Origin of the sequence: Phyllobacterium sp. P30BS-XVII (genome assembly GCF_014138335.1) — a bacterium.
Classification (GTDB): Bacteria; Pseudomonadota; Alphaproteobacteria; order Rhizobiales; family Rhizobiaceae; genus Phyllobacterium; species Phyllobacterium meliloti.
Map to the genome: position 1 here is coordinate 381,822 of NZ_JACGXO010000004.1, position 22,536 is coordinate 404,357.

At 56.3% G+C, this 22,536-nt stretch carries 19 protein-coding genes and 1 riboswitch; of the genes, 17 read left to right on the forward strand and 2 right to left on the reverse strand.

Annotated features, from left to right (window positions below):
* Window positions 1-58: 58 nt before the first annotated feature.
* The gene (locus FHW17_RS14015; protein WP_112522436.1) at window positions 59-1,168 is read right to left on the reverse strand and encodes an ABC transporter ATP-binding protein; all 1,110 of its coding nucleotides are present in this window, start codon (window positions 1,166-1,168) and stop codon (window positions 59-61) included.
* Window positions 1,169-1,483: 315 nt separating this feature from the next.
* Here FHW17_RS14015 and FHW17_RS14020 point away from each other — a divergent pair, with 315 nt between their 5' ends.
* Window positions 1,484-2,458 carry an ABC transporter substrate-binding protein gene (locus FHW17_RS14020; protein WP_112522435.1) on the forward strand — a complete coding sequence of 325 codons (975 nt, stop codon included), beginning with the start codon at window positions 1,484-1,486 and terminating at the stop codon, window positions 2,456-2,458.
* Window positions 2,459-2,464: 6 nt separating this feature from the next.
* Entirely contained in the window at window positions 2,465-4,216 is a 1,752-nt protein-coding gene (locus FHW17_RS14025; protein ID WP_348643738.1) for an iron ABC transporter permease, read from the forward strand.
* A 1-nt stretch (window position 4,217) separates the two neighbouring features.
* Here FHW17_RS14025 and FHW17_RS14030 read toward each other — a convergent pair whose 3' ends face one another.
* On the reverse strand, window positions 4,218-5,255 hold the full coding sequence (locus tag FHW17_RS14030) for an ABC transporter ATP-binding protein (RefSeq protein WP_182510135.1): 1,038 nt from the start codon (window positions 5,253-5,255) through the stop codon (window positions 4,218-4,220).
* A gap of 215 nt (window positions 5,256-5,470) precedes the next feature.
* On the opposite strand from FHW17_RS14030, the gene FHW17_RS14035 reads away from it, so the two are divergent.
* The 15 genes from FHW17_RS14035 (at window position 5,471) to cobF (ending at window position 22,423) form a co-directional block, all read left to right on the forward strand.
* Entirely contained in the window at window positions 5,471-6,487 is a 1,017-nt protein-coding gene (locus FHW17_RS14035) for a LacI family DNA-binding transcriptional regulator (RefSeq protein ID WP_210275905.1), read from the forward strand.
* Window positions 6,488-6,543: 56 nt separating this feature from the next.
* On the forward strand, window positions 6,544-7,599 hold the full coding sequence (locus FHW17_RS14040) for a sugar phosphate isomerase/epimerase (RefSeq protein WP_113094942.1): 1,056 nt from the start codon (window positions 6,544-6,546) through the stop codon (window positions 7,597-7,599).
* Between the two features lie 18 nt (window positions 7,600-7,617).
* On the forward strand, window positions 7,618-8,790 hold the full coding sequence (locus tag FHW17_RS14045) for a Gfo/Idh/MocA family oxidoreductase (RefSeq protein WP_112522431.1): 1,173 nt from the start codon (window positions 7,618-7,620) through the stop codon (window positions 8,788-8,790).
* A gap of 189 nt (window positions 8,791-8,979) precedes the next feature.
* Window positions 8,980-10,497 (forward strand): sugar ABC transporter ATP-binding protein, encoded by a 1,518-nt coding sequence (locus FHW17_RS14050; RefSeq protein ID WP_182510136.1) that lies wholly within the window; start codon window positions 8,980-8,982, stop codon window positions 10,495-10,497.
* Window positions 10,494-11,504 carry an ABC transporter permease gene (locus FHW17_RS14055; protein ID WP_112522429.1) on the forward strand — a complete coding sequence of 337 codons (1,011 nt, stop codon included), beginning with the start codon at window positions 10,494-10,496 and terminating at the stop codon, window positions 11,502-11,504. Before FHW17_RS14050 ends, FHW17_RS14055 begins: the two co-directional genes overlap by 4 nt.
* 77 nt (window positions 11,505-11,581) lie before the next feature.
* On the forward strand, window positions 11,582-12,526 hold the full coding sequence (locus FHW17_RS14060; RefSeq protein WP_112522428.1) for a substrate-binding domain-containing protein: 945 nt from the start codon (window positions 11,582-11,584) through the stop codon (window positions 12,524-12,526).
* 422 nt (window positions 12,527-12,948) lie between these two features.
* Complete coding sequence (gene hemP, locus FHW17_RS14065) at window positions 12,949-13,089, forward strand: hemin uptake protein HemP (RefSeq protein WP_227989249.1); 141 nt, start codon at window positions 12,949-12,951, stop codon at window positions 13,087-13,089.
* A gap of 24 nt (window positions 13,090-13,113) precedes the next feature.
* A complete protein-coding gene (locus tag FHW17_RS14070) occupies window positions 13,114-14,172 on the forward strand; it encodes a ChuX/HutX family heme-like substrate-binding protein (RefSeq protein ID WP_182510137.1) in 1,059 nt (352 codons plus the stop codon).
* A gap of 4 nt (window positions 14,173-14,176) precedes the next feature.
* On the forward strand, window positions 14,177-15,082 hold the full coding sequence (locus tag FHW17_RS14075; RefSeq protein WP_112522426.1) for a hemin ABC transporter substrate-binding protein: 906 nt from the start codon (window positions 14,177-14,179) through the stop codon (window positions 15,080-15,082).
* Window positions 15,079-16,200, forward strand: coding sequence for an iron ABC transporter permease (locus tag FHW17_RS14080; RefSeq protein ID WP_113094946.1), 1,122 nt, complete (start codon window positions 15,079-15,081; stop codon window positions 16,198-16,200). The genes FHW17_RS14075 and FHW17_RS14080 overlap by 4 nt, the downstream gene beginning before the upstream one ends.
* Before the next feature lie 2 nt (window positions 16,201-16,202).
* Complete coding sequence (locus FHW17_RS14085; protein ID WP_112522536.1) at window positions 16,203-16,994, forward strand: heme ABC transporter ATP-binding protein; 792 nt, start codon at window positions 16,203-16,205, stop codon at window positions 16,992-16,994.
* A 50-nt stretch (window positions 16,995-17,044) separates the two neighbouring features.
* A riboswitch (cobalamin riboswitch) is annotated at window positions 17,045-17,272 on the forward strand.
* A 103-nt stretch (window positions 17,273-17,375) separates the two neighbouring features.
* Window positions 17,376-20,255 carry a ribonucleoside-diphosphate reductase subunit alpha gene (locus tag FHW17_RS14090; protein WP_182510138.1) on the forward strand — a complete coding sequence of 960 codons (2,880 nt, stop codon included), beginning with the start codon at window positions 17,376-17,378 and terminating at the stop codon, window positions 20,253-20,255.
* 52 nt (window positions 20,256-20,307) lie between these two features.
* Window positions 20,308-21,447 carry a ribonucleotide-diphosphate reductase subunit beta gene (locus tag FHW17_RS14095; protein ID WP_113094948.1) on the forward strand — a complete coding sequence of 380 codons (1,140 nt, stop codon included), beginning with the start codon at window positions 20,308-20,310 and terminating at the stop codon, window positions 21,445-21,447.
* Window positions 21,438-21,662 carry a hypothetical protein gene (locus tag FHW17_RS14100; protein ID WP_112522423.1) on the forward strand — a complete coding sequence of 75 codons (225 nt, stop codon included), beginning with the start codon at window positions 21,438-21,440 and terminating at the stop codon, window positions 21,660-21,662. The genes FHW17_RS14095 and FHW17_RS14100 overlap by 10 nt, the downstream gene beginning before the upstream one ends.
* Window positions 21,659-22,423: a precorrin-6A synthase (deacetylating) gene (gene cobF / locus FHW17_RS14105; protein WP_182510139.1), complete on the forward strand. Its 765-nt coding sequence runs from the start codon at window positions 21,659-21,661 to the stop codon at window positions 22,421-22,423. The genes FHW17_RS14100 and cobF overlap by 4 nt, the downstream gene beginning before the upstream one ends.
* Window positions 22,424-22,536 lie beyond the last annotated feature (113 nt).

Consider the following 22,536-nt stretch of genomic DNA (forward strand, 5'->3'; position numbering starts at 1 on the left):
GCATGGATGTTTTGTTTTGGCAGTCTATGGGGCAGCGGCCTTATCAAGCCGTCTGTCCTCAATGGGTAGGCGCAGCGCTGGAAATCGGCGGTGCGTTAAAAATGAAAAGGGATTGCGCGGGGATATGCACTTTCACAGTCTCTCCCTCGGCAAAGGCTCTCTCCGCATCGACGAGTATCTCGTCGTCGCCAAGCCGCACCGCGTGGCGCCAATGGCCGCCGGGATAACTGACGCTGGCAATCTGTCCGCGCAATTCAAGCGAACCCGGCTCTGCCGAAACCGTATCGCGACTCCCGGCAAGGCGGGCTGCTTCGGCGCGAAACCGCAATTGTACTGGACCAGTGGCGAGCGGACGACCGGACCGTGCAGTGATCGTTGATGGATTAAACGCACCTTCTGCCAGTTCAACTTGTTCGCCGTGGACACGCGCTTGCATTGACAGAAGATTTTCCGCGCCCATGAACGCAGCAACGAAAGGGGAGGCGGGCTTGTTGTAGACGTCCTCAGGGGTGCCCTGCTGCTCGATGCGCCCGGCATTCATGATGACAATGCGGTCAGCCATCACCATGGCTTCCTCGCGATCATGGGTAACGTGAATGGCCGTGATACCAAGCCGCTTCTGCAACGAGCGAATCTCGTGACGCACCGTCAGGCGGATACGGGCATCGAGGTTGGAAAGAGGCTCGTCGAGAAGCAGAATTTCCGGATCAATGGCAAGTGCCCGGCCCAATGCCACACGCTGGCGCTGCCCGCCGGAAAGCTGAGCCGGCTTGCGTGCGCCAAGACCGCCGAGCCCAAGCAGATTCTGCATCTCATTGACGCGAGCCTCGATGATATCCTTCGAATGCTTCTGCAGTTTGAGGCCATAGCCAATATTCTGTGCAACGGTCATGTGCGGCCACAGCGCGTAGGACTGGAAGACCAGCGCCATGCCGCGTTTATCTGGCGGCATTTGCGTGACATCGCGATCCGCAACTTGAATGGAACCGCTGAAAGGTTTCGAGAAGCCGGCGATCGTGCGCAGCAATGTCGTCTTGCCACAACCGGACGAGCCAAGAAGCGCCACGAATTCACCCTTGTGAATATCGAGGTCCAGATTGTCGAGTACAGTCGTCGGGCCATAGCCGACGCTCATTCTCTCGACTTTGAGGAAAGCTTGTCCAGTCATTTTCCACCCCATTGCGCAGCTGTGCAATTTTTTTCTTTGTACTGTCTGTTTATAACAACGGGATGACAAGTGAAAAGTTTTGACACGTTCACCGGATCAATTCATCCCACGAAAAACGTCTGGCAGGAGGTTAGATCTCACATTCAAAATCCTGAAATTTCAAACGCAACTGCTGAATGAAAACTCGACCTATACATTACAACTTTTGTATAGATGTCATCGAACCGTTATCCGGCTTGTATAGGGGTAGCCGATCATCATGAGCCAGCATAAATCAAAGCGGGCTCGTTTCGTCCAGAAACAATAGGGGTTATCATGCGCCAACTTCTCGTAGCTTCCATCCTGCTCGCCGCCGGGCTCCAACCGGTGTTTGCCGCCGATGGCAAACTGGTTCTCTATACCAGTCAGCCCAACACAGATGCCCAGCAGACAGCCGATGCATTCATGGCAAAAAACCCCGGCATCAAGGTTGAGTGGGTACGTGACGGAACGCCAAAAATCATGGCCAAGCTGCGCGCTGAAATCGAAGCTGGCCAACCCCAGCCCGACGTTTTGCTGATCGCCGATGTAGTCACCATGGAAGGCTTGAAGAAGGAAGGCCGCTTGCTGCCCTTCAAGGATGCCAAAACGTCAGGCATTGACGCTGCCCTTTTCGACAAGGACGGAACCTATTTCTCCACCAAGCTGATCACCACGGGCATTGTCTACAACACCAAGGCGCCTTTTGTACCGACAAGCTGGGCCGATCTTGCCAAGCCTGAAGCCAAGGGCCTTGTCACCATGCCTAGTCCGTTGACTTCAGGTGCAGCACTCATCCACACGGTGACCCTCACCGAAAACCTTACACAGGGCTGGGACTACTATGCGGAGCTTGCCAAGAATGGCGCGCAGGCAGCTGGCGGCAATGGCGATATCCTGAAAGCGGTCAGCGGCGGCGACAAGCTCTATGGCATGATTGTCGACTACATGCCGATCCGTGAAAAGGCCAAGGGTGCTCCGGTCGAATTCGTCTTCCCGAAGGAAGGTGTTTCCGCAGTTACCGAGCCAGTTGGCATTTTGTCGACAGCCAAGAATCCGGAAGCTGCGAAAGCCTTCATCGATTTTCTTCTGTCCAAGGATGGTCAGGAATTGGCTGCCAAGATGGGTTATATTCCGGCAAGTGCCGATGTCGCACTTCCGGCAGGTTATCCCGACCGCGCCTCAATCAAGGTCATGAAGTTTGATGCTGCAGCAGCCCTTGCCAACGAGACCAAGAACAAGGAAAAGTTCAGCGAAGTGATGGGACAGTAAACACTCTTGGCTGTTATCCAATCCATACACAAATCCGGAAAACCCGCGTCAGTTGATGCGGGCTCTTTCCATGCTTTGATGCAGACTATCAGGCAAAACGGTCGGCTGTCTGCCCTGCTGGTACTGGTCGCTATCTTTGTTCTCAGCTTCCTGCCGATGTTGCGGCTGCTGGTGACAGCTATTGCACCGGGCGGCGAGATTGATCTCGGTTCATTCGCGGCACGGCTTTCCACCGTCTCTGTCATGCGCGCCACGCTCAACACGCTGGATACGGCGTTCTTCGGCGCGTTGCTGGCGCTGCTGATTGGAGCACCTTTTGCAGTGGGCATCGCAATAACTGATCTGCCGGGGCGTAAAACCCTCGGCTTCCTCTTGCTGTTGCCATTGATGATCGCGCCGCAGGTCATGGCACTGTCATGGCTGCATCTGTTTGGACCATCAAGCACACTACTTGGTGCTTTTGGGCTGGCGCCGCCGCCGGGCACATCCAATCCATTGCTTGGCCGCAACGGGATCATTCTCCTTTATGCGATCCAGCACGCACCCATAGTCTTTATAACACTGCGCGCCGGACTGACTCGCGTGCCACGCGATCTGGTTGAGGCAGCGCGCTCCTCCGGCTCATCGCCAATGCGCGTTCTTCTGACGATTATACTGCCGATGGTACGCCCCTACCTCGTTGCCGCTACCGCTCTTGCCTTCGTTTCCGGCGTTGGTAATTTCGGCATTCCCGCCCTGCTCGGCATGCCGGTCAATTACCTCACCCTGACCACGATGATCTACCAGCGCATTGCCAGTTTTGGCCCGAGCGTACTGCCACAGGTCGCCGCGCTTTCAGTTCTCATTGCCATACTCGCTTTGCTCGGCGTTGTTCTTCAGGCGCTGGCACTGAAGAAAGTCAGCCACCGCTTCACGGCAGGAACGCCAGCGCGGTTCGCTCTCGGCAGTTATCGCTGGCCGTTCGCAGCGCTTTGCTGGCTCGCGATCCTGTTCATGCTGATCCTGCCAGTGCTTGCGCTGGTGAGCACTGCACTGATCCCGTCTTTTGGTGTACCGCTCAACTGGTCAACCCTGACATTCTCCAATTTTGAGGAAGTTCTGTTCCGCCAGGCATCGACCAGCCGCGCCTTCTGGAACTCTGCCACGCTTGCGGGCGCCGCTGCTTTGATCCTCGCCATCGGCTCCATTCCGATTGCGGTCGGTCTGGAACGGTTTTCACGCCTGTCACAACGTATCCTGCATGGGGCCATCGAACTGCCCTATGCCTTGCCGGGAATCGTGCTTGCTATCGCCTGTATCCTGCTGTTCCTGCGCCCGCTGCCATTGATCGGCAGTCTCTATGGCACCGCATGGATTATCCTTGTTGCCTATCTCATGCGGTTCTTTGCCTTGGCCATGAAACCCGTCACTACGGCGATTGGGCAAGTGTCGCGCGATCTTAATGAGGCTGCTGCGGTATCAGGTGCCGGTCCGCTGCGCCGTCTTCTGACCATCACCGGGCCATTGACAGCACCCGCTGCCGTCGCGGGCGCATTGCTTGTGTTCATGAGCGCTTTCAATGAACTGACGGTTTCAGCACTGCTCTGGTCGAGTGGCCATGAAACGCTTGGCGTTGTCCTGTTCAGTCTGGAAGAAGCCGGGCTCGGCACCCATGCAGCGGCGATCGCCGTAACAACCATCATCATTGTCGTGGGGCTTCTGGCCGTGCTTGATCATCTTGGTAAAAAGCTTCCATCAGGCGTGTTGCCCTGGCGCTAGCTTAGCCGGGAATAATCCATGCATCGGTAATGGCAATATGCACGGTGTCGCCAAGGCGCAGCGCCGATGCACTATCGAGTGTCAGGCGTTCGCCATTGGGAAGTTCGAGCCGGGTTTCATAAACAGCGCCGCGATAAGTGCTTTCCTGTACGCGTGCCGCAAGTCCCTTTTCAGCAAGACTGAGAGATTCCGGACGCAACAGCAATTTGACGGTATCGAAGCCATTCGCCACTCCGCGGGCAGGCAGACGGAAACCTGCTACCTCTACGATCACCGATGTTTCCTGCCGTTCGACCACGGTGCCTGATACCGGAGTACCGCTACCGATGAACCCGGCCACACGCTGATCCGCGGGTGAGTGGTATACTTCCGTTGGCGATGCAATCTGCAGGATGTTTCCAGCACTCATCACCGCAATTCGATCAGACAGAGCCAGTGCTTCGGCCTGATCATGCGTGACATAGACGATGGTGGCGCGCGTACGTCTGTGAATATCGCGAAATGCCTCGATCATCGACGCGCGCAGATGCATGTCCAGATTGGCCAATGGCTCATCAAAGAGAATGATTTTTGTATCAGCCACCAGACAGCGTGCCAGCGCAACCCGCTGCCGTTGACCACCCGAGAGTTCCTCGATGCGGCGATCAGCAAAACCATCAAGACTGACACTGTCCAGCACAGCTTTAACGCGACTTGCAATTTCGGCCTTGGCGATTTTGCGGGTCTTGAGCGGATAGGCAACATTCTCGGCAACATTCATATGCGGCCACAGGGCGTAGGACTGAAAGACCACGCCGACGCCGCGTTCCTCGGGCGTTTTCTGGCGGCGGGCATCCGCCACCCGCTCATCGCCGAAGGCAATGGAACCATCATCCGGCGCTTCGAACCCGGCAATGAGACGCAGCAGCGTTGTCTTGCCGCAACCGGATGGCCCGAGCAGCGAGGTGAACGAGCCCGCGGGGAAATCGATGGAGATATCCTTGAGCGCAATCGTCTCGCCAAAGCGCTTCGTCAGATTCTGAATGTGAATGTCTGTCATGCGCCGCTTTTACAATGCTTTTTGATCTTTGACACGGCCTATGCGCCAGCCGCGTTACAACCATGTGACGAGCAGGCGAGGGCTCTGAGATTCTTTTGCCGGATAAGGCCCTTGAGGGGCATCGTCAAAATTCCCATCAAAACCAATCAAAAAGAGTTGCACACCTCATTTCCCTGATCTAGCATATCAGGCGGAGGAGAATTCTCGTGGTAAAGATGACGCTTGAAGACGTCGCCCGAGAAGCCGGTGTCAGTCTTGCAACGGTTGATCGTGTTGTGAACGGCAGGAATGGTGTGCATGCGCGCACCATTGAGCGCGTCAACGCGGCTATCAAACTGCTTGGATTTCACCCGGACCAGCACGCGTCGCGGCTTGCGCGTGGACGTGACTATGATTTCCGCATTATCCTGCCGACGGGCGAAAATGAATTCATGCAGGCGCTCGATGCGGAATTCCGCGCGACCCGTGAACGGCAATTGCTGGAACGCGTGCGTCTCTCCATTCATTATGTGGATACTTTTGACGGCGAAGCGCTGGCACTGGCGCTGGAGCGGCTACCCTCCGGCATTGATGGCGTCGCTGTTGTGGCGCTGGACCATCCTGCCGTAACCGAAGCCATCAACACTCTTGCCGACGCCGGTGTCGTGGTTCTGACCCTGGTCTCGGATGTCCCCAATTCGCGCCGCGCCCATTTTGTCGGCATCGATAATTATGCGGCTGGCCGTACCGCCGCGTCACTGATCGGCCGCTTTGTTGGACCGCGCAAGGGAAAGGTCGGCATGATTGCCGGCTCTCTTGCACTACGCGACCATGTGGAGCGGCAATTCGGTTTCGAACAGGTCATTTCCCGCGAATATCCTGACCTTGAAGTTTTGCCTGTGCGCGAGGCGCGCGATGAGAATGCGCGCGTCGAGGCTGTCACCCGCTCGCTCCTGCGCGATCACTCTGATCTGGTCGCCATCTATAATGCCGGTGGTGGTCAGGCAGGTGTCGTGAAGGCGCTTGAAGCGACGGGCCATGTATCCGATGTGATTTTCGTGGCACATGAACTGACAGCCTCAACCCGCCGTCATCTGGTGCGCGGCACTGTGGATGCGCTGATCAATCAGGATGTCGGCCATATGGCGCGCAGCACGGCGCGTATTCTCACGGCCCTGCGTGAGGGCCGTCCCATTGTGCAGGGCCAGGAGCACATTCGCATCGATATTTTTCTCAGGGACAATATGCCCTGAGGACCGACCCGAGCGGCGCCTACCCGAGGCGTCCAATGAATTGGAGGAGACGAGATATGAAGACGATCAAGGGACCAGCCATTTTCCTCGCACAGTTCGCAGGAGATGCAGCACCGTTCAATTCTTTCGATGCGATCTGCAAATGGGCGGCATCGCTGGGCTATCAGGGTGTTCAGATTCCCACCTGGGATGCACGTCTGTTCGATCTCAAGAAAGCGTCCGACTCCAAGACTTATTGCGATGAAATCGCCGGTATCGCCAAGTCGCACGGCCTCACCATCACCGAACTTTCAACCCATTTGCAGGGTCAGCTTGTTGCCGTTCACCCTGTCTATGACGAGTTGATGGATGGCTTTGCTGTGCCTGAAGTGCATGGCAATCCGAAAGCGCGGCAGGAATGGGCGGTTGATCAGGTCAAGCGGGCAGCGCGCGCCTCAAAACACCTCGGTCTGAAAGTCATGCCAACTTTCTCCGGCGCGTTGGCATGGCCATTCCTTTATCCCTTCCCGCAACGGCCTGCCGGTCTGGTAGAAGCGGCATTTGATGAACTGGCCAAACGCTGGACGCCGATTCTTAACTACCTCGACGAGCAGGGGGTTGATGCGGCCTATGAAATCCATCCGGGCGAAGACCTGCATGACGGCGTGACTTATGAGATGTTCCTTGAGCGCGTGAACAACCATCCGCGTGCCAATCTGCTTTACGATCCCTCGCATTTCGTGCTGCAGCAGCTCGATTATCTCGACTACATCGATATCTATCATGAGCGTATCAAAGCGTTTCACGTCAAGGATGCGGAGTTCAACCCAACCGGGCGGCAGGGCGTCTATGGCGGGTTCCAGTCGTGGGTGAACCGGGCCGGCCGGTTCCGTTCGCTTGGCGACGGGCAGGTGGATTTCGGTGCCGTGTTTTCCAAGCTGACTGCCCACGACTTTGATGGCTGGGCCGTGCTGGAATGGGAATGCGCACTCAAACATCCCGAGGATGGCGCGCGTGAAGGCGCAGAATTTATCAGCGCACATCTGATCCGCGTAACGGAGAGGGCATTCGATGACTTCGCTGGCGCAGGAACCGACGACGCGGCCAACCGCCGTATCCTTGGTCTGGTATAAGAACGGAAGGAAGCGGCAATGGCTATTGAAGCAGGCAAGCAAAAGGCAGCAACCCGGCGTATTCGCATCGGCATGGTCGGAGGAGGGCAGGGTGCCTTTATCGGCGCCGTACACCGTATCGCCATGCGTATCGACGACCAGTATGAACTCGTCGCCGGAGCGCTCTCCTCTGATCCTGATCGAGCCAAGGCTTCGGCGAAGGAACTTGGGATCGCGGAAGACCGTGCCTATGGTTCTTTCGAGGAAATGGCGAAAGCGGAAGCCAAACGCCCTGATGGTATTGAGGCGGTGGCAATCGTTACGCCGAACCATATGCATGCACCCGCCGCAAAGGCTTTTCTGAAAGCTGGCATCCATGTGATCTGCGACAAGCCGCTGACCACCACGGTCAAGGACGCCAAAGAACTGGTGGCATTGGTGAAAAAATCAGGCAAGATTTTTGCCGTCACCCACAATTACACCGGCTATCCGATGATCCGGCAGGCGCGCGCCATGGTGGAAAAGGGCGTGCTTGGCACGATCCGTCTGGTGCAGGCCGAATACCCGCAGGACTGGCTAACCGAAAAAGCCGAAGACAGCGGATCAAAACAGGCGGAATGGCGCACCGATCCAAAACGCTCTGGCGCTGGCGGTGCGATCGGCGATATCGGTACCCATGCTTACAACCTTGCCTGCTTTGTTTCCGGTCTCACGCTGAAGCAACTCTGTGCCGAGCTGACAAGTTTTGTCGAAGGGCGCAAGCTTGATGATGATGTGCAGATCCTGATGCGGTTCGACGGTGGTGCAAAGGGCATGCTGTGGGCCAGTCAGGTTGCACCCGGCCATGAGAATGGTCTGAAGCTGCGTGTCTATGGCACGAAAGGCGGATTGGAATGGACGCAAGCCGACCCGAATTATCTCTGGTACACGCCGTTCGGCAAACCAAAGCAGTTGCTGACCCGCGGCGGGGCAGGGGCTTATCCTGAAGCTGCCCGCGTAACGCGCGTTCCGGGTGGCCATCCGGAAGGTTATCTCGAAGGCTTTGCCAATATCTACACCGAGGCCGCACAGGCCATCATCGCCGCCCGTACAGGCAAGAAGACACCAAAGGATGTGATCTATCCAACGGTCGAGGATGGTCTTGCGGGTATGGAATTTATCGAAGCGGCGGTGAAATCATCCAAGGCCGGTGGTGTGTGGACGAAGGTGTGATGCAAGAACTGGCGGACCATATTTACCCCCACCCCGCTGCTTTGCAGCGACCCTCCCCACAAGGGGGAGGGTGGGGAGCCCGCCATATTAAATTATCTATAAGCGGGCGCACGCAGAAGGCACAACCGCTTACCCTCCCCCGACGTGGGGAGGGTCGGACCAAAGGTCCGGGGAGGGGGGAACTATACAATGAGTGTCCTTGAAGCGCGCAGCATTGCCAAGGCTTTCGGGCCGGTGGAGGTGCTCACCGATATCAGCCTCACCATTCAACCCGGTGAGGTGCATGCGATTATCGGCGAAAACGGTGCTGGCAAATCCACGCTGATGAAGCTTCTGAGCGGCCATTTGCAACCAACGCGCGGTTCGGTTGCGATGGATGGTCAGGATGTACACCTTGCAGGCCCTGTTGATGCGGAACATCGCGGTCTCGTGCTGGTGCATCAGGAAATTCTACTCGCACCGCATCTGACTGTCGCACAGAACATTTTCATGGGCCGTGAGCTGAAGCGTGGCCTCATGGTCAATGATCGCGAGATGAACCGGCTGGCGGCGGAAGCGGTGCGTAAACTTGGTGCGGATATTGATCCCACGACGACGGTATCGCGGCTTTCCATTGCACGGCGGCAGCTTGTGCAGATCGCCCGCGCCCTGCAGGTGCCACACCGCGTCGTGATCTTCGATGAACCGACAGCATCCCTCACGCCGATTGAAACGGAAGCGCTTCTCAAGGTCATTCGCAACCTGCGCGACCAGAATGTCGCCGTCCTCTACATTTCGCACCGCCTGCCTGAAGTCGCCGCCATTGCCGACCGCATCACCGTACTGCGCGACGGCAAACTGATTGCAACGCGCAACGCTTCGGAATTGCAGCCTGTTGATATGGCAAAGCTGATGGTCGGGCGCGATATGTCGAAGCTTTATCCCGAGCGGGAAGAGACGGCGACGCGCGAGACGATTCTTGAAGTCACCAATTTTGATGTTCCTGACTATGCGCGCGGAGCGTCGTTTACCCTGCGCAAAGGTGAAATCCTTGGCTTCGCCGGGCTGATCGGGGCGGGGCGCACGGAATTGCTTGAGGGCATTGTCGGGCTGCGTGCGGGCCATGGCCAGATCAAGCTCCATGGTAAGCCGGTTCGCTTTCACGGGGTGCGCGACAGCATGGCCGCGGGGATTGTTTATCTGAGCGAAGACCGCAAGGGCAAAGGCCTGCTTCTGGCGCAGAATCTGCGCACCAATCTCACCCTTGCCTCGCTGGAGAAATTCACCAAAGGCCCGCTGATCGAGCGCAAACGCGAGGAGCAGGGGCTGGACAAGGCAATCGCCGAATTCGACATCCGGGCCCGCCGCCGCGATTTGCTTGCGGGTCAGCTCTCCGGCGGCAATCAGCAAAAGCTGTTGCTTGCCAAGATGATGCTGCTAGATCCAAGCATCGTCATCATTGATGAGCCGACACGCGGCATCGATATCGGCACCAAAGAACAGATTTACAAATTCATCGCCGATCTCGCCAAGTCAGGGAAATCGGTCATCGTCATCTCCTCGGAAATGCAGGAGCTGATCGGCATCTGCCACCGCATCCTCGTCATGCGCTCATCGCGTATTGTCGGCGAGGTCACGGGCGAGGCGATGACCGAAGATGAAATCGTCGTCTACGCCACCGGCGTCAAAACAAACGAAGCAGAACTTTACGCAGCGGGGTCCGCATGAGCGATACACAACCAACCACCGACACGCGTGGCTTCGCCCGCAAGATTGCAGATATTGACATGACTGCGGTTGCGCCGTTCCTCGCACTGGCTGTGCTGTTCATTCTGGGCGCTTTGGTCAATCCAAGCTTCATCGGAATTGACAATATATTGAACGTGCTGACCCGCTCATCCTTCATTGCGATCATTGCGGTGGGGGCGACCTTCGTCATTTCGGCAGGCGGGCTTGATCTCTCGGTGGGATCGATGGCCGCGCTTGTCGCGGGTATCATGATCCTGTTCCTGAACTCGGCAGCAATCGACGGCAATCTCGCTATGCTGGCTGTCGGTGTCGTTGTCGCCATTGGTGTTGGAGCTGGGGCCGGTCTGATCAATGGGGCTGTAACAACAATCGGGCGGATCGAGCCATTTATCGTCACGCTTGGCACCATGGCCATCTATCGCTCTGTCACCGTCTGGCTGGCCAATGGCGGCTCCATTGCCATGAAATCCAACGAGATGCGCAATCTGTTCCGCCCTGTTTATACGGGAACATTCATTGGATTGCCCATTCCCGTCTGGATTATCATTGCCGTTGGTCTGCTCGGGGCTTTCATTCTCTACAAGACCTCCTTTGGACGGCATGTCATCGCGGTCGGTTCCAATGAGGATGTGGCGCGCTATTCCGGTATCCACGTCAACCGCGTTCGCGCCATGACCTATATTATTCAAGGCATCTGTGTTGCCATCGCGGTTGTTGTTTATGTGCCAAGACTGGGTGCTGCGACCACCACAACCGGTATGCTCTGGGAGTTGCAGGCCATCACCGCCGTTGTCATTGGCGGCACGGCGCTGAAAGGCGGTGTCGGGCGGATATGGGGCACGATCTGCGGTGCATTCATGCTGGAGATCGTCGGCAACATCATGGTGCTTTCGAACTTCGTCAGCGAGTATCTGATCGGTGCCGTACAGGGCGTTATCATCATCATCGCCATGCTTGTGCAGAGGACATTGCAGCGCAAGGGATAGAATAAAGTTTGGGAGGGGGAGAATGGGCCACCCGCCGACCTCGAAGGAAAGGCCCGCAGAATATTTGGGAGAGAGATATGCGTAAACTTATCATGGGACTTGCCGGCGCGTTGCTCGCGTCAAGCATGACCTTGGCTCACGCCGAAGACAAGAAAGTCAGTATCGCCGTTTCCATTCCGGCCGCCGATCATGGCTGGACGGGCGGCGTGGTCTATCACGCGGAGCGGGCGGCAAAGATCCTTGAAGCCAACCATCCGGGCCTCAAGATCATTATCAAGACCTCGCCCGATGGTGCATCGCAGGCCAATGCGCTTGAAGACCTGACCACACAGGGCATCAATGCCTTGGTCACGCTGCCGCACAATTCCGACGAGTTGACCGACCCGATCCGTCAGGTCAAATCAAAGGGCGTGTTCGTCACTGTTGTCGACCGTGCTTTGTCTGATCCAACCATTCAGGACCTTTACGTTGCCGGCAACAATCCGGAACTTGGCCGTGTCGCCGGTAAATATCTGAAGGACAAGCTTGGCACCGCTGATGTTGTCGTCATTCGCGGTCTGCCAATCGTCATTGATGAAGAGCGCCAGAAGGGTTTTGACGAAGCCATTGCCGGAAGCGGCATCAAGGTTCTCGACAAGCAGTTCGGTAACTGGTCACGCGATGACGCTTTCAAGGTCATGCAGGACTATCTGACCAAGTTCCCGAAGATCGATGCGGTCTGGTGTCAGGATGACGACATGGCGGTTGGTGTGCTTGAAGCCATCAGCCAGGCCAAGCGTACCGATATCAAGATGGTCATTGGCGGCGCGGGCATGAAGGACATGATCAAGCGTGTTGGTGACGGCGACGCCATGACACCAATCAATGTTCTCTATCCACCATCCATGATCGCAACGGCCCTCGAATTGACGGTCGCCAATTTCTACGATCAGGTTCCGGTGCGCGGCAAGTACATCCTTGATGCCACATTGGTCACCAAGGAGAATGCCAAGGAATTCTACTTCCCGGATTCGCCATTCTGATCTGAACGGCATGACAATGGATAAAGGCCCGCAAGGGCCTTTTTCTTTTGTATGTCAGGGTTGGCGCCGGGGGAGGACTCTTGCCCCGACGCCGACCCTGTTGCGGCACGAATATACATGGCGGAAGCAGCGGTCATGCTACGGCCAATGCCTGCCGCAAAAAACTCATTTCTTGGTGGATTTCCCGGTTCCCGAGCAACACACACGCAATTTTTATCAAATTTTTCAAGCGTCAACTAACTTGACTCGTTGACTCCTCTTTATGTTGAGTAATAAATATGACCATAAGAGTCAAGTTTGATTATCCGCATCCGGACTGTTCCGGGAGCGACAGCACGAAAAGGCGGCCCACAATGTCACGACGCCAAATCATCGACCTGCAAGTCCGGCTTCCGAGGCTTGCACCCATAGCGCGGGAAATCATGCCGATCTCCCAATCCGATATGCGGGTCTACGGCAGCGAAATCCTGTTCGACGGCACCACTGAGGTGGGCATCGAGCATGCCGGGTCGCTTTACCGTCTCAAAATCACCCGCCAGGGCAAGCTCATTCTCAACAAGTAACGCATTGATAGGCACCCAGAGACCATGACCGATATCCAAAAGCCGACACCCCAGCACATTCGCCAGGCACGGGCTGATAATCCAAAAATGCGCGAGCGCGATCTTGCCCAGCAACTCGGCATTACCGAGGCTGATCTGGTTGCCGCATTCTGCGGTATCAATGTCATTCGCATCACGCCGCGCATCGAGACGTTCCTGACCGAAATCCAGACCTTGGGTGAGGTCATGGCGCTGACGCGCAATGAAAGCGCCGTCCACGAGAAGATCGGTGTTTACGACAAGCCTGTCGTCGGGAAACATGCCTCAATGCTTCTCGGCGAGCAGATCGATATGCGTCTCTTTCCCGATAGCTGGGCCCATGGCTTCGCGGTGGAAAAACAGGATGGCGAATTTACCCGCCGCAGCCTGCAGTTCTTCGATGCGGCTGGCGAAGCGATCCACAAAATTCATCTGCGCCCGGCGTCCGATCTTGAAGCCTATCACGCGCTTGTCGCCAAGCTGCGCCTCGATGACCAGTCACAGAGCATCGAAGTGAAGGCCTTGCCAAAGCTTGAAGAAAAAACTGCCGAAATTCATGAACTCGATGCGGATGGCCTGCGGGATCGCTGGACCCAGATGAAGGATGTGCATGAATTCTTTGGCATCCTGCGCTCACTGAAAATGACACGCCATCAGGCGGTGCAGGTGATCGGGCAAGATTTCGCCTGGGCCCTCGACCGCGATGCTCTAGGTGCCATGATGCATCATGCGGTGCAGGAGCAGATACCGATCATGTGCTTTGTCGGCAATCGCGGTTGCATTCAGATTCACTCCGGGCCGATTGAAAACATCAAATCAATGGGTCCTTGGCTCAATATCCTTGATGAAACGTTTCATATGCATCTGCGGCTTGATCACATCGCGGAAGTTTGGGCCGTTCGCAAACCGACGAAGGACGGTCATGTAACCTCGCTCGAAGCCTATGGTGCCGAAGGTGAGATGATCATCCAGTTCTTTGGCAAGCGGCATGAGGGCTCGGGAGAGCGCGCCGACTGGCGCCAGCTCGTGGAGAGCATGCCCCGCATCATGCGTTCGGCGGCATAAGGAAATGAACATGTTTTCCAGAAACCGAAAACTGCCCCTTGCTGCTTCGTTTGCCGGGTTGCTGACATTGTCTTTGTCCCATGGCATCGCTTCAGCAGAAGAAGTAACCGGACGCCTTCCCGATGCAAGCCGCGTGGTTTCCATCGGCGATTCCATTACTGAAATTGTCTATGCACTGGGTGAGGAGGGCCATTTGGTCGGGCGCGACCAGACGAGCATCTATCCCGAAGCGGCACGGAAGTTGCCCGACGTGGGCTATATGCGTGCGCTTTCACCCGAAGGCGTGCTCTCCATCAACCCGACAGCCATTATTGCCGTCGAGGGCAGTGGCCCGAAAGAGACGATCGACGTTCTCAAAAAGGCCAGCGTTCCTTTTGTTTTCGTACCTGAGGACTATACGGGCAAAAGTATCACCGCGAAAATCCGCGTCGTGGGCGCGGCGCTTGGCGTCGATGACAAGGCCGAAAAGCTGGCCGCGCAGGTCGAAAAGGATTTGCAGACATCCGAAGACGCGACGAAGAACATCAAAAACCGCAAGCGCGTTCTGTTTGTGCTGAGTGCGCAAGGCGGCAAGATCATGGCTTCCGGTACCAAGACGGCGGCCAATGGTATCATAGCCCTCGCAGGTGCCGACAATGCGATCACGGAATATCCGGGTTACAAACCGCTGACCGATGAGGCGATCATCACTGCCAAGCCCGATGTCATTCTGGTCATGGACCGCGGCGGCGATCACTCATCAGACAATGCCGACCTTCTTGCCAATGCGGCAATATCAGCCACACCGGCTGGCAAGGACAAGAAGATCATTCGTATGGGCGGTCAATATCTGCTGGGTTTTGGCCCGCGTGCGCCCAAGGCGATCCATGAACTGGCAGAAGCTATATACGGCAACGAACTAAGCCAATGAGCGAGGCAATCTTGAGAAAACCTGCCGTCCTTGCCTCCGCGCAGGGCGGCAAAAAACTGCGTCCTGATGGTGACAGATCCGCGCTTGCGCGTGCAGTGATTGCCTGTCTTGGCGTGGTGCTCATCGCCACTATCATTTTTAGCCTCGCGTTCGGCGCCTCCGATGCGTCTGTTATCGCTGTCGTAAAGTCCCTGATTTCGGGCGCTGACGGCACGGAAAGCGCACTGTCTGTCAGAGATCGCATCATTATCTATGATATCCGGCTGCCGCGCGTCATTCTCGGCACATTGATTGGAGCTTCGCTTGCCGTGTCCGGTGCGGTCATGCAGGGCCTTTTTCGCAATCCACTGGCAGATCCCGGCATTGTTGGCGTATCGGCGGGTGCGGGTCTGGGTGCAGTCAGCGTGATCGTATTGGGCGGAACCATTTTTGCGCCTGTTGTCGCTTTATTTGGGCTTTATGCACTACCGCTTGCTGCTTTTTTCGGCGCCTTGGCCTTCACCCTTATTCTATACCGTGTGGCAACGCGGCGGGGACAAACATCCATCGCCACCATGCTGCTCGCGGGGATTGCGCTTGGTGCCATGGCCGCTGCCTATATCGGGGTTCTTGTTTATGTCGCCGATGACAAGCAGTTACGTGACCTGACATTCTGGAGCCTCGGCTCGCTTGCCGGTGCCAGCTGGATCAAGATACTTGCATCAGGGCCGTTGATTGCATTCGCACTTGTCATTTCACCTTTCCTCGCCCGCGGCCTCAATGGTCTGGCATTGGGAGAGGCATCAGCCAGCCATCTCGGCATTCCCGTCCAGCGGTTCAAACGCATTGCCATTGTCACGGTTGCAGCGGCAACAGGCGCATCGGTTGCCGTCAGCGGTGGTATCGGCTTTGTCGGCGTAGTTGTCCCGCATCTTCTGCGCCTCGTAATTGGTCCGGATCATCGTTACCTGTTGCCAGCGGCTGCGCTGCTTGGCGCAAGCCTGCTGCTGATTGCCGATGCTGTGAGCCGCACAATCGTTGCTCCATCAGAACTGCCCATCGGCATTGTCACTGCTGCCGTTGGTGCTCCCTTCTTCCTATGGATATTGCTGCGTCGTCGCGGCATTCTGGACCTATGACCATGATCCGCGTTTCCAATGTCTCCGTGTCACTTGGACGAAGCAAGATTGTCAAAGATGTATCCTTTGATGCTGGGGCAGGTGAGTTCACCGTCATCGTCGGCCCTAATGGTTCGGGGAAAACGACATTGATGCGTGCTCTCTCCGGTGATCTGCCGCATGAGGGCACAATCAGCATCAATGGCACCCTGATCACCCAGTTGAAACTCTGGCAGATGGCGGCCATGCGCGCGATCCTGCCGCAATCAACCTCGCTGTCTTTCCCGTTCACCGTGCGGGAAATCGTCAAGCTTGGAATGACCAGCGGCCGTTCCGGCGCGCCTCGTCATACCGTGGATACCCTGCCGGATGACGCGCTCGAACGGGTCGACCTTGCAGGCTTTGGCGGACGTTTTTATCAGGAACTCTCCGGCGGCGAACAACAGCGCGTGCAACTGGCGCGCGTTCTCTGCCAGGTCTGGCAACCGGTGCTTGATGGCCAGCCCCGCTTCCTCTTTCTGGATGAACCGGTTTCCAGCCTCGATATCAAACACCAGCTTATTATCATGCAGATTGCCCGTGATTTTGCTGATCGTGGTGGCGGCGTCATCGCGATCCTGCACGACCTCAATCTTACATCCATGTTTGCCGACCGTATTGTGGTTATGCACAGGGGCCATGCTGATTCTGTGGGTACACCTGAGCAAGTCTTGACGGATGACCGCATCTTGCGTGTTTATGAATGCGCGCTGAAAGTGGGTGGCCTGCCCGGCAAATCCGTACCATTTGTTTTGCCCCAATCCGCGATGCTCTGAGTTAGCGAAGATATCACCATCTACCTATTGACTGCGGATGGCGATTTGATACTAAATATAGATGTTATGGTTCTACCGAGTCGCAAGACCGGGAGCTAAGAGGGAAGCCGGTGAGGTGTCGTTGACATTGATGCCGGCGCTGCCCCCGCAACTGTAAACAGCGAGTTGTTGTCGATAATGCCACTGAAGCTGCGCCCTCAAGGTGCAATCGCTTCGGGAAGGCCGACACCAGCGCCGACCTGTGAGCCAGGAGACCTGCCATAACATGATGAACGTCCACGGGCGGGGTGTCCCGGTGTGTCGCTTGCAATGGTCAGTCCCTGACCTATTCCTTGCACGCGTGCGCTCGACCTTTGCCCCCAACATTTGGGGTATAAGCACATGTCTCTTTCTCTTGAAACCACCCGTACCGATGGTCAAGCACCTGTTCGCTCTGGCGACACACCATCATCCTCGACAGAACCCGGCTACCGCGTCATCCGCCGCAATGGTTCGGTAACACCGTTTGATCCCCTGAAAATCACTGTCGCCTTGACCAAGGCTTTCCTCGCCGTTGAAGGCAATGTCGCCGCTGGCTCGCGCCGTGTGCATGATGTGGTTGAAGGTCTGACCTCCGACATCGTGACAACATTGAAACGCCGCAGCAGCGAGGGCCGTCTGTTTCACATTGAGGATGTGCAGGATCAGGTTGAGCTTGCCCTTATGCGCAGCGAGAACCACAAGGTTGCACGCGCCTATGTTCTCTACCGGGAAGAGCGTACGCGGGAACGCGCCAAACTGGTTGAGCCCGTGGCTGAAACCGGCCCGTCACTCAATGTCACCCTGCTCGACGGCACCAAGGCTCCGCTCGATGACATCCGTCTCGCCCGTATCATCAATGAGGCTTGTGAAGGTCTGGAGGGGGTCAGCGCTACTCCCATTCTGAGCGAGACCCAGCGTAATCTTTATGACGGCATCACGCTCGATGAGCTGTCGCTTGCGCCTATTCTGGCAGCGCGCACGCTCGTTGAAACCGAGCCGAACTATTCCTTCGTTACCGCCCGTCTGCTGCTCGACAAGCTGCGCCGCGAAGCATTGAGTTTTGTTTTCGGCAGGTCTGAACAGGCAACCCAGCAAGAAATGGCGGAACGCTACGCAGATTATTTTCCGGCCTATGTAAAAGCTGGCATTGAAGCCGAACTGCTCGACCCGGAACTGGCTCGTTTCGATCTCAAAAAGATTGCCACTGCCTTGAAACCGGAACGCGACCTGCAATTCCAGTATCTCGGCTTGCAGACGCTTTATGATCGCTATCTCCAGCAGACACGCGGCATCCGGTTTGAGCTGCCGCAAGCGTTCCTGATGCGCGTTGCCATGGGACTTGCGTCGCGCGAGATCGACCGTGAAGCCCGCGCCATCGAATTCTACAATCTGTTGTCGTCGTTCGACTTCATGGCGTCCACGCCAACATTGTTTAACTCGGGCACGTTGCGCCCGCAGCTATCCTCCTGCTTCCTGACCACCGTTGCCGATGATCTCGACGGTATCTTCAAGGCGGTGAAGGATAATGCGCTGCTGGCGAAATATTCCGGCGGTCTTGGCAATGACTGGACGCCGGTACGCGGCCTTGGTGCCCACATCAAAGGCACCAACGGCGAAAGTCAGGGCGTGGTGCCATTCCTGAAAGTTGCCAATGACACGGCCATCGCGGTCAATCAGGGTGGCAAGCGCAAGGGCGCGGTCTGCGCCTATCTTGAAACATGGCACGTGGACATCGAGGAGTTTCTCGATCTGCGCAAGAACACCGGGGATGACCGCCGCCGTACCCATGACATGAACACGGCCAACTGGGTGCCTGATCTGTTCATGAGCCGTGTGGAAGCGGATAAACAATGGACCCTGTTCTCGCCCGATGAGACGCCTGATCTGCACGACCTCTATGGTGCAGAATTCAAATCCGCCTATGAGGCCTATGAAGCCAAGGCTGCGCGCGGTGAACTTCGTGTGTTCCGCACCGTCAGGGCATTGGACCTGTGGCGCCGTATCCTGACCATGCTGTTCGAAACAGGCCATCCATGGGTGACTTTCAAGGACCCTTGCAATATCCGCTCACCGCAGGGCCATGTCGGCGTGGTGCATTCCTCGAACCTGTGTACCGAGATTACGCTTAATACATCCAGGGACGAAGTTGCGGTCTGCAATCTCGGCTCCATCAATCTAGCCAATCACATTGGCAGTCAGGGGCTTGATCTGGAACGTTTGGCCCGCACGGTGGCAACAGCCATGCGGATGCTCGACAATGTGATCGACATCAATTTCTACACCATTCCGGAAGCGCGCCATTCCAATCTGCGTCACCGTCCGGTTGGCCTTGGGCTGATGGGTTTTCAGGATGCCTTGCAAGCCTTGCGCATTCCCTATGCGTCCAGCGAGGCCGTGGCTTTCGCCGATCTGAGCATGGAAGCGATCTCTTACCATGCCATTTCCGCGTCGGTGGACCTCGCCAGCGAACGCGGCAGCTATCCAAGCTTCAGCGGCTCGCTGTGGTCGAAAGGAATTCTCCCCATCGACTCCATTGAGTTGCTCGATCAGGCCCGCACAGCAACCGGTGCCAGGCTTTCCATGGATCGCAGCACAACCCTTGACTGGGAAGCCTTGCGCAAGCGGGTGAAAAAATCGGGCATGCGCAATTCCAACACTATGGCGATTGCACCAACCGCCACCATCTCGAACATTTGCGGCGTCGCCCAGTCCATTGAGCCCGCCTATCAGAACCTCTTCGTCAAATCCAACATGTCCGGTGATTTCACCGTTGTGAATGCCGCGCTTGTGCATGATCTGAAGGCGCGCGGGCTATGGGATGAAGTGATGATCTCGGACCTCAAATATTTCGATGGCTCGGTCGGCGAGATCGATCGCATCCCTGACGATCTCAAGGCGCTCTATGCCACTGCCTTTGAAATCGACAGCGCATGGCTGATCGCAGCGGCCTCGCGCCGGCAGAAATGGATCGATCAGGCGCAGTCGCTCAATCTTTATATCGCCAACCCAAGCGGCAAGAAACTGGACGAGCTTTATCGCCTCGCCTGGAACAGCGGGTTGAAGACCACCTATTATCTGCGCTCGCGATCTGCCTCGCATGTGGAAAAATCCACGCTGAAAGGCACGGATGGCAAGCTGAATGCGGTTGCCGCCAAGCCGATTGCTGAACCCATCATTCTGTCGGAACCGGCTGGAAATGCCTGTTCCATCAACGATCCTGACTGTGAAGCCTGCCAGTAAGCGCGCACGCGCCTGCCACACCACGCTTTGCAATGAATTGAAGGAGACAACCATGCTTGACTGGACCAATACCGAAGCTGCCGCCAATGCGGCCCGCGCTATCCATCCTGCCCTCGCGCCCGATCAGGCGCCTGCCACTGACGCCACGGGTCTTGGCGATATCGTGCGCGGCGGTGGCCGTGTACGTGTTGATGACAAGGCGATGATCAATTCACGCGCCGATGTGAACCAGCTCCTGCCGCTCAAATATCATTGGGCCTGGGAGAAATATCTCAACGGCTGTAACAATCACTGGATGCCGACAGAAGTCTCAATGCAGGCTGACATTGCGCTGTGGAAATCCAAGGACGGCCTGACCGATGATGAACGGCGCATGATCAAGCGCAATCTCGGCTTCTTTGCCGCATCGGAGTCGCTTGTCGCCAACAATATCGTGCTCGCCATCTATCGCCACCTGACCAATCCGGAATGCCGTCAATATTTGCTGCGTCAAGCTTTTGAGGAAGCGGTTCATACCCATACGTTCCAATATATCGTTGAAAGTCTTGGGCTCGATGAGGGTGAACTGTTCAACATGTACCGCGAAGTGCCTTCCATTACCGACAAGGCGGCATGGGCACTCAAGCATACGCAGAACCTTGATAATCCGGACTTCAAAACCGGAACGCCCGAGATGGATCAGGCGTTTCTGCGCGATCTTGTCGCCTTCTATGTGATTTTCGAGGGCATGTGGTTCTATACGGGCTTTGCCCAGATTCTGTCGCTCGGACGGCGCAACAAAATGGTCGGCATTGCCGAGCAGTATCAATATATCCTGCGCGACGAGAGCATTCACATGAATTTCGGCATCGACGTGATCAACCAGATTCGTCACGAAAACCCGCATCTGTGGACGAAGGCATTTACTGAAGAACTGCGCGGGATGATCCGGGATGCCGCTGAACTCGAAGCCTCCTATAGCCGCGATACCATGCCACGCGGTTTTCTCGGGCTGAATGCCGCGTTGTGCGAAACCTATATGCACTTCATCGCCAACCGCCGCTGCGCCCAGCTTGGCCTCGCGCAGGTCTTTGCCGATACGGATAATCCCTTCCCGTGGATGTCGGAAGCGATGGATCTGAAGAAGGAAAAGAACTTCTTCGAAACACGCGTCATTGAATATCAGAGCGGCGGAGCACTGGCATGGGATTGATGAACCCTACACCATTGCCGGAGGATGTCTTCGTTGCCTGGCTGATGCAGCAACCGAAGAACGCCGATCTTGTGGCGGCCGCCAGTGTCGAGGTGGCACGGCTGCGCCGCCATGCCAGTCATCCCGGTGCCAAGCGGCTGCATGATCTCTTCTGTGCTCTGATCAGCGCAAAGGAAGCAGGGATGCGCCCAAAAACATCGCAGTTGCGGCAATGAAGCGGAAAGTCCTCATTATCGGCATCGGGGCAGGCAATCCTGACTATGTGACTATTCAGGCTGTGAATGCGCTCAATCAGGCCGACGTCTTCTTTATCCCTGATAAAGGCGTCGAAAAGGAACAGTTGTCGCGCATTCGCCGCGAGATCTGCGAGCGTTTCATCATGGATCATGACTATCGCATAGTCGATTTTGAAACGCCCGTTCGCCACAAGCCATCATCGACCTATCGCGCCAGTGTCGAGGATTGGCACGACAAGGTGGAGGCGACCTATGCGCATCTGCTCATGGAGGAACTTGGCCATGACGAGTGCGGGGCGTTTCTCGTCTGGGGTGATCCATCTCTTTATGATAGCACATTGCGCATTCTGGATCGGCTCAATGCCAAAGGTGGCTTTGAACTCGAATATGATGTGATCCCCGGCATATCAAGCATTCAGGCGCTGACAGCCAAGCATAAGGTCGTGCTCAATCGTATCGGCGAATCCATCACCATTACGACAGGCCGCAAGCTGGAAGAGGGGTTTCCCAACAACTCGGAAAGCATTGTGGTCATGCTCGACGGCGAGGGCGCTTTCAAAAATATCAAGGAAGACGTCGATATCTATTGGGGTGCCTATGTCGGAACGGAGGACGAGATTCTTCTATCGGGCCGGTTGCGCGATGTGGTCGATGAGATCGAACGATTGCGCAACGTGGCGCGCGAACAAAAAGGCTGGATCATGGATACATACCTCTTGAAACGAACGGGTGAAAAGTAACGGCCAGGGACGGTTTTGCAGCAGCATGACAAGACGCCGCAGCTGCGACAGAATTTGCCGCCAATAGAATTGATTTGTTGACATAAAGATATCTTTATGTGAGTTTACGCCTC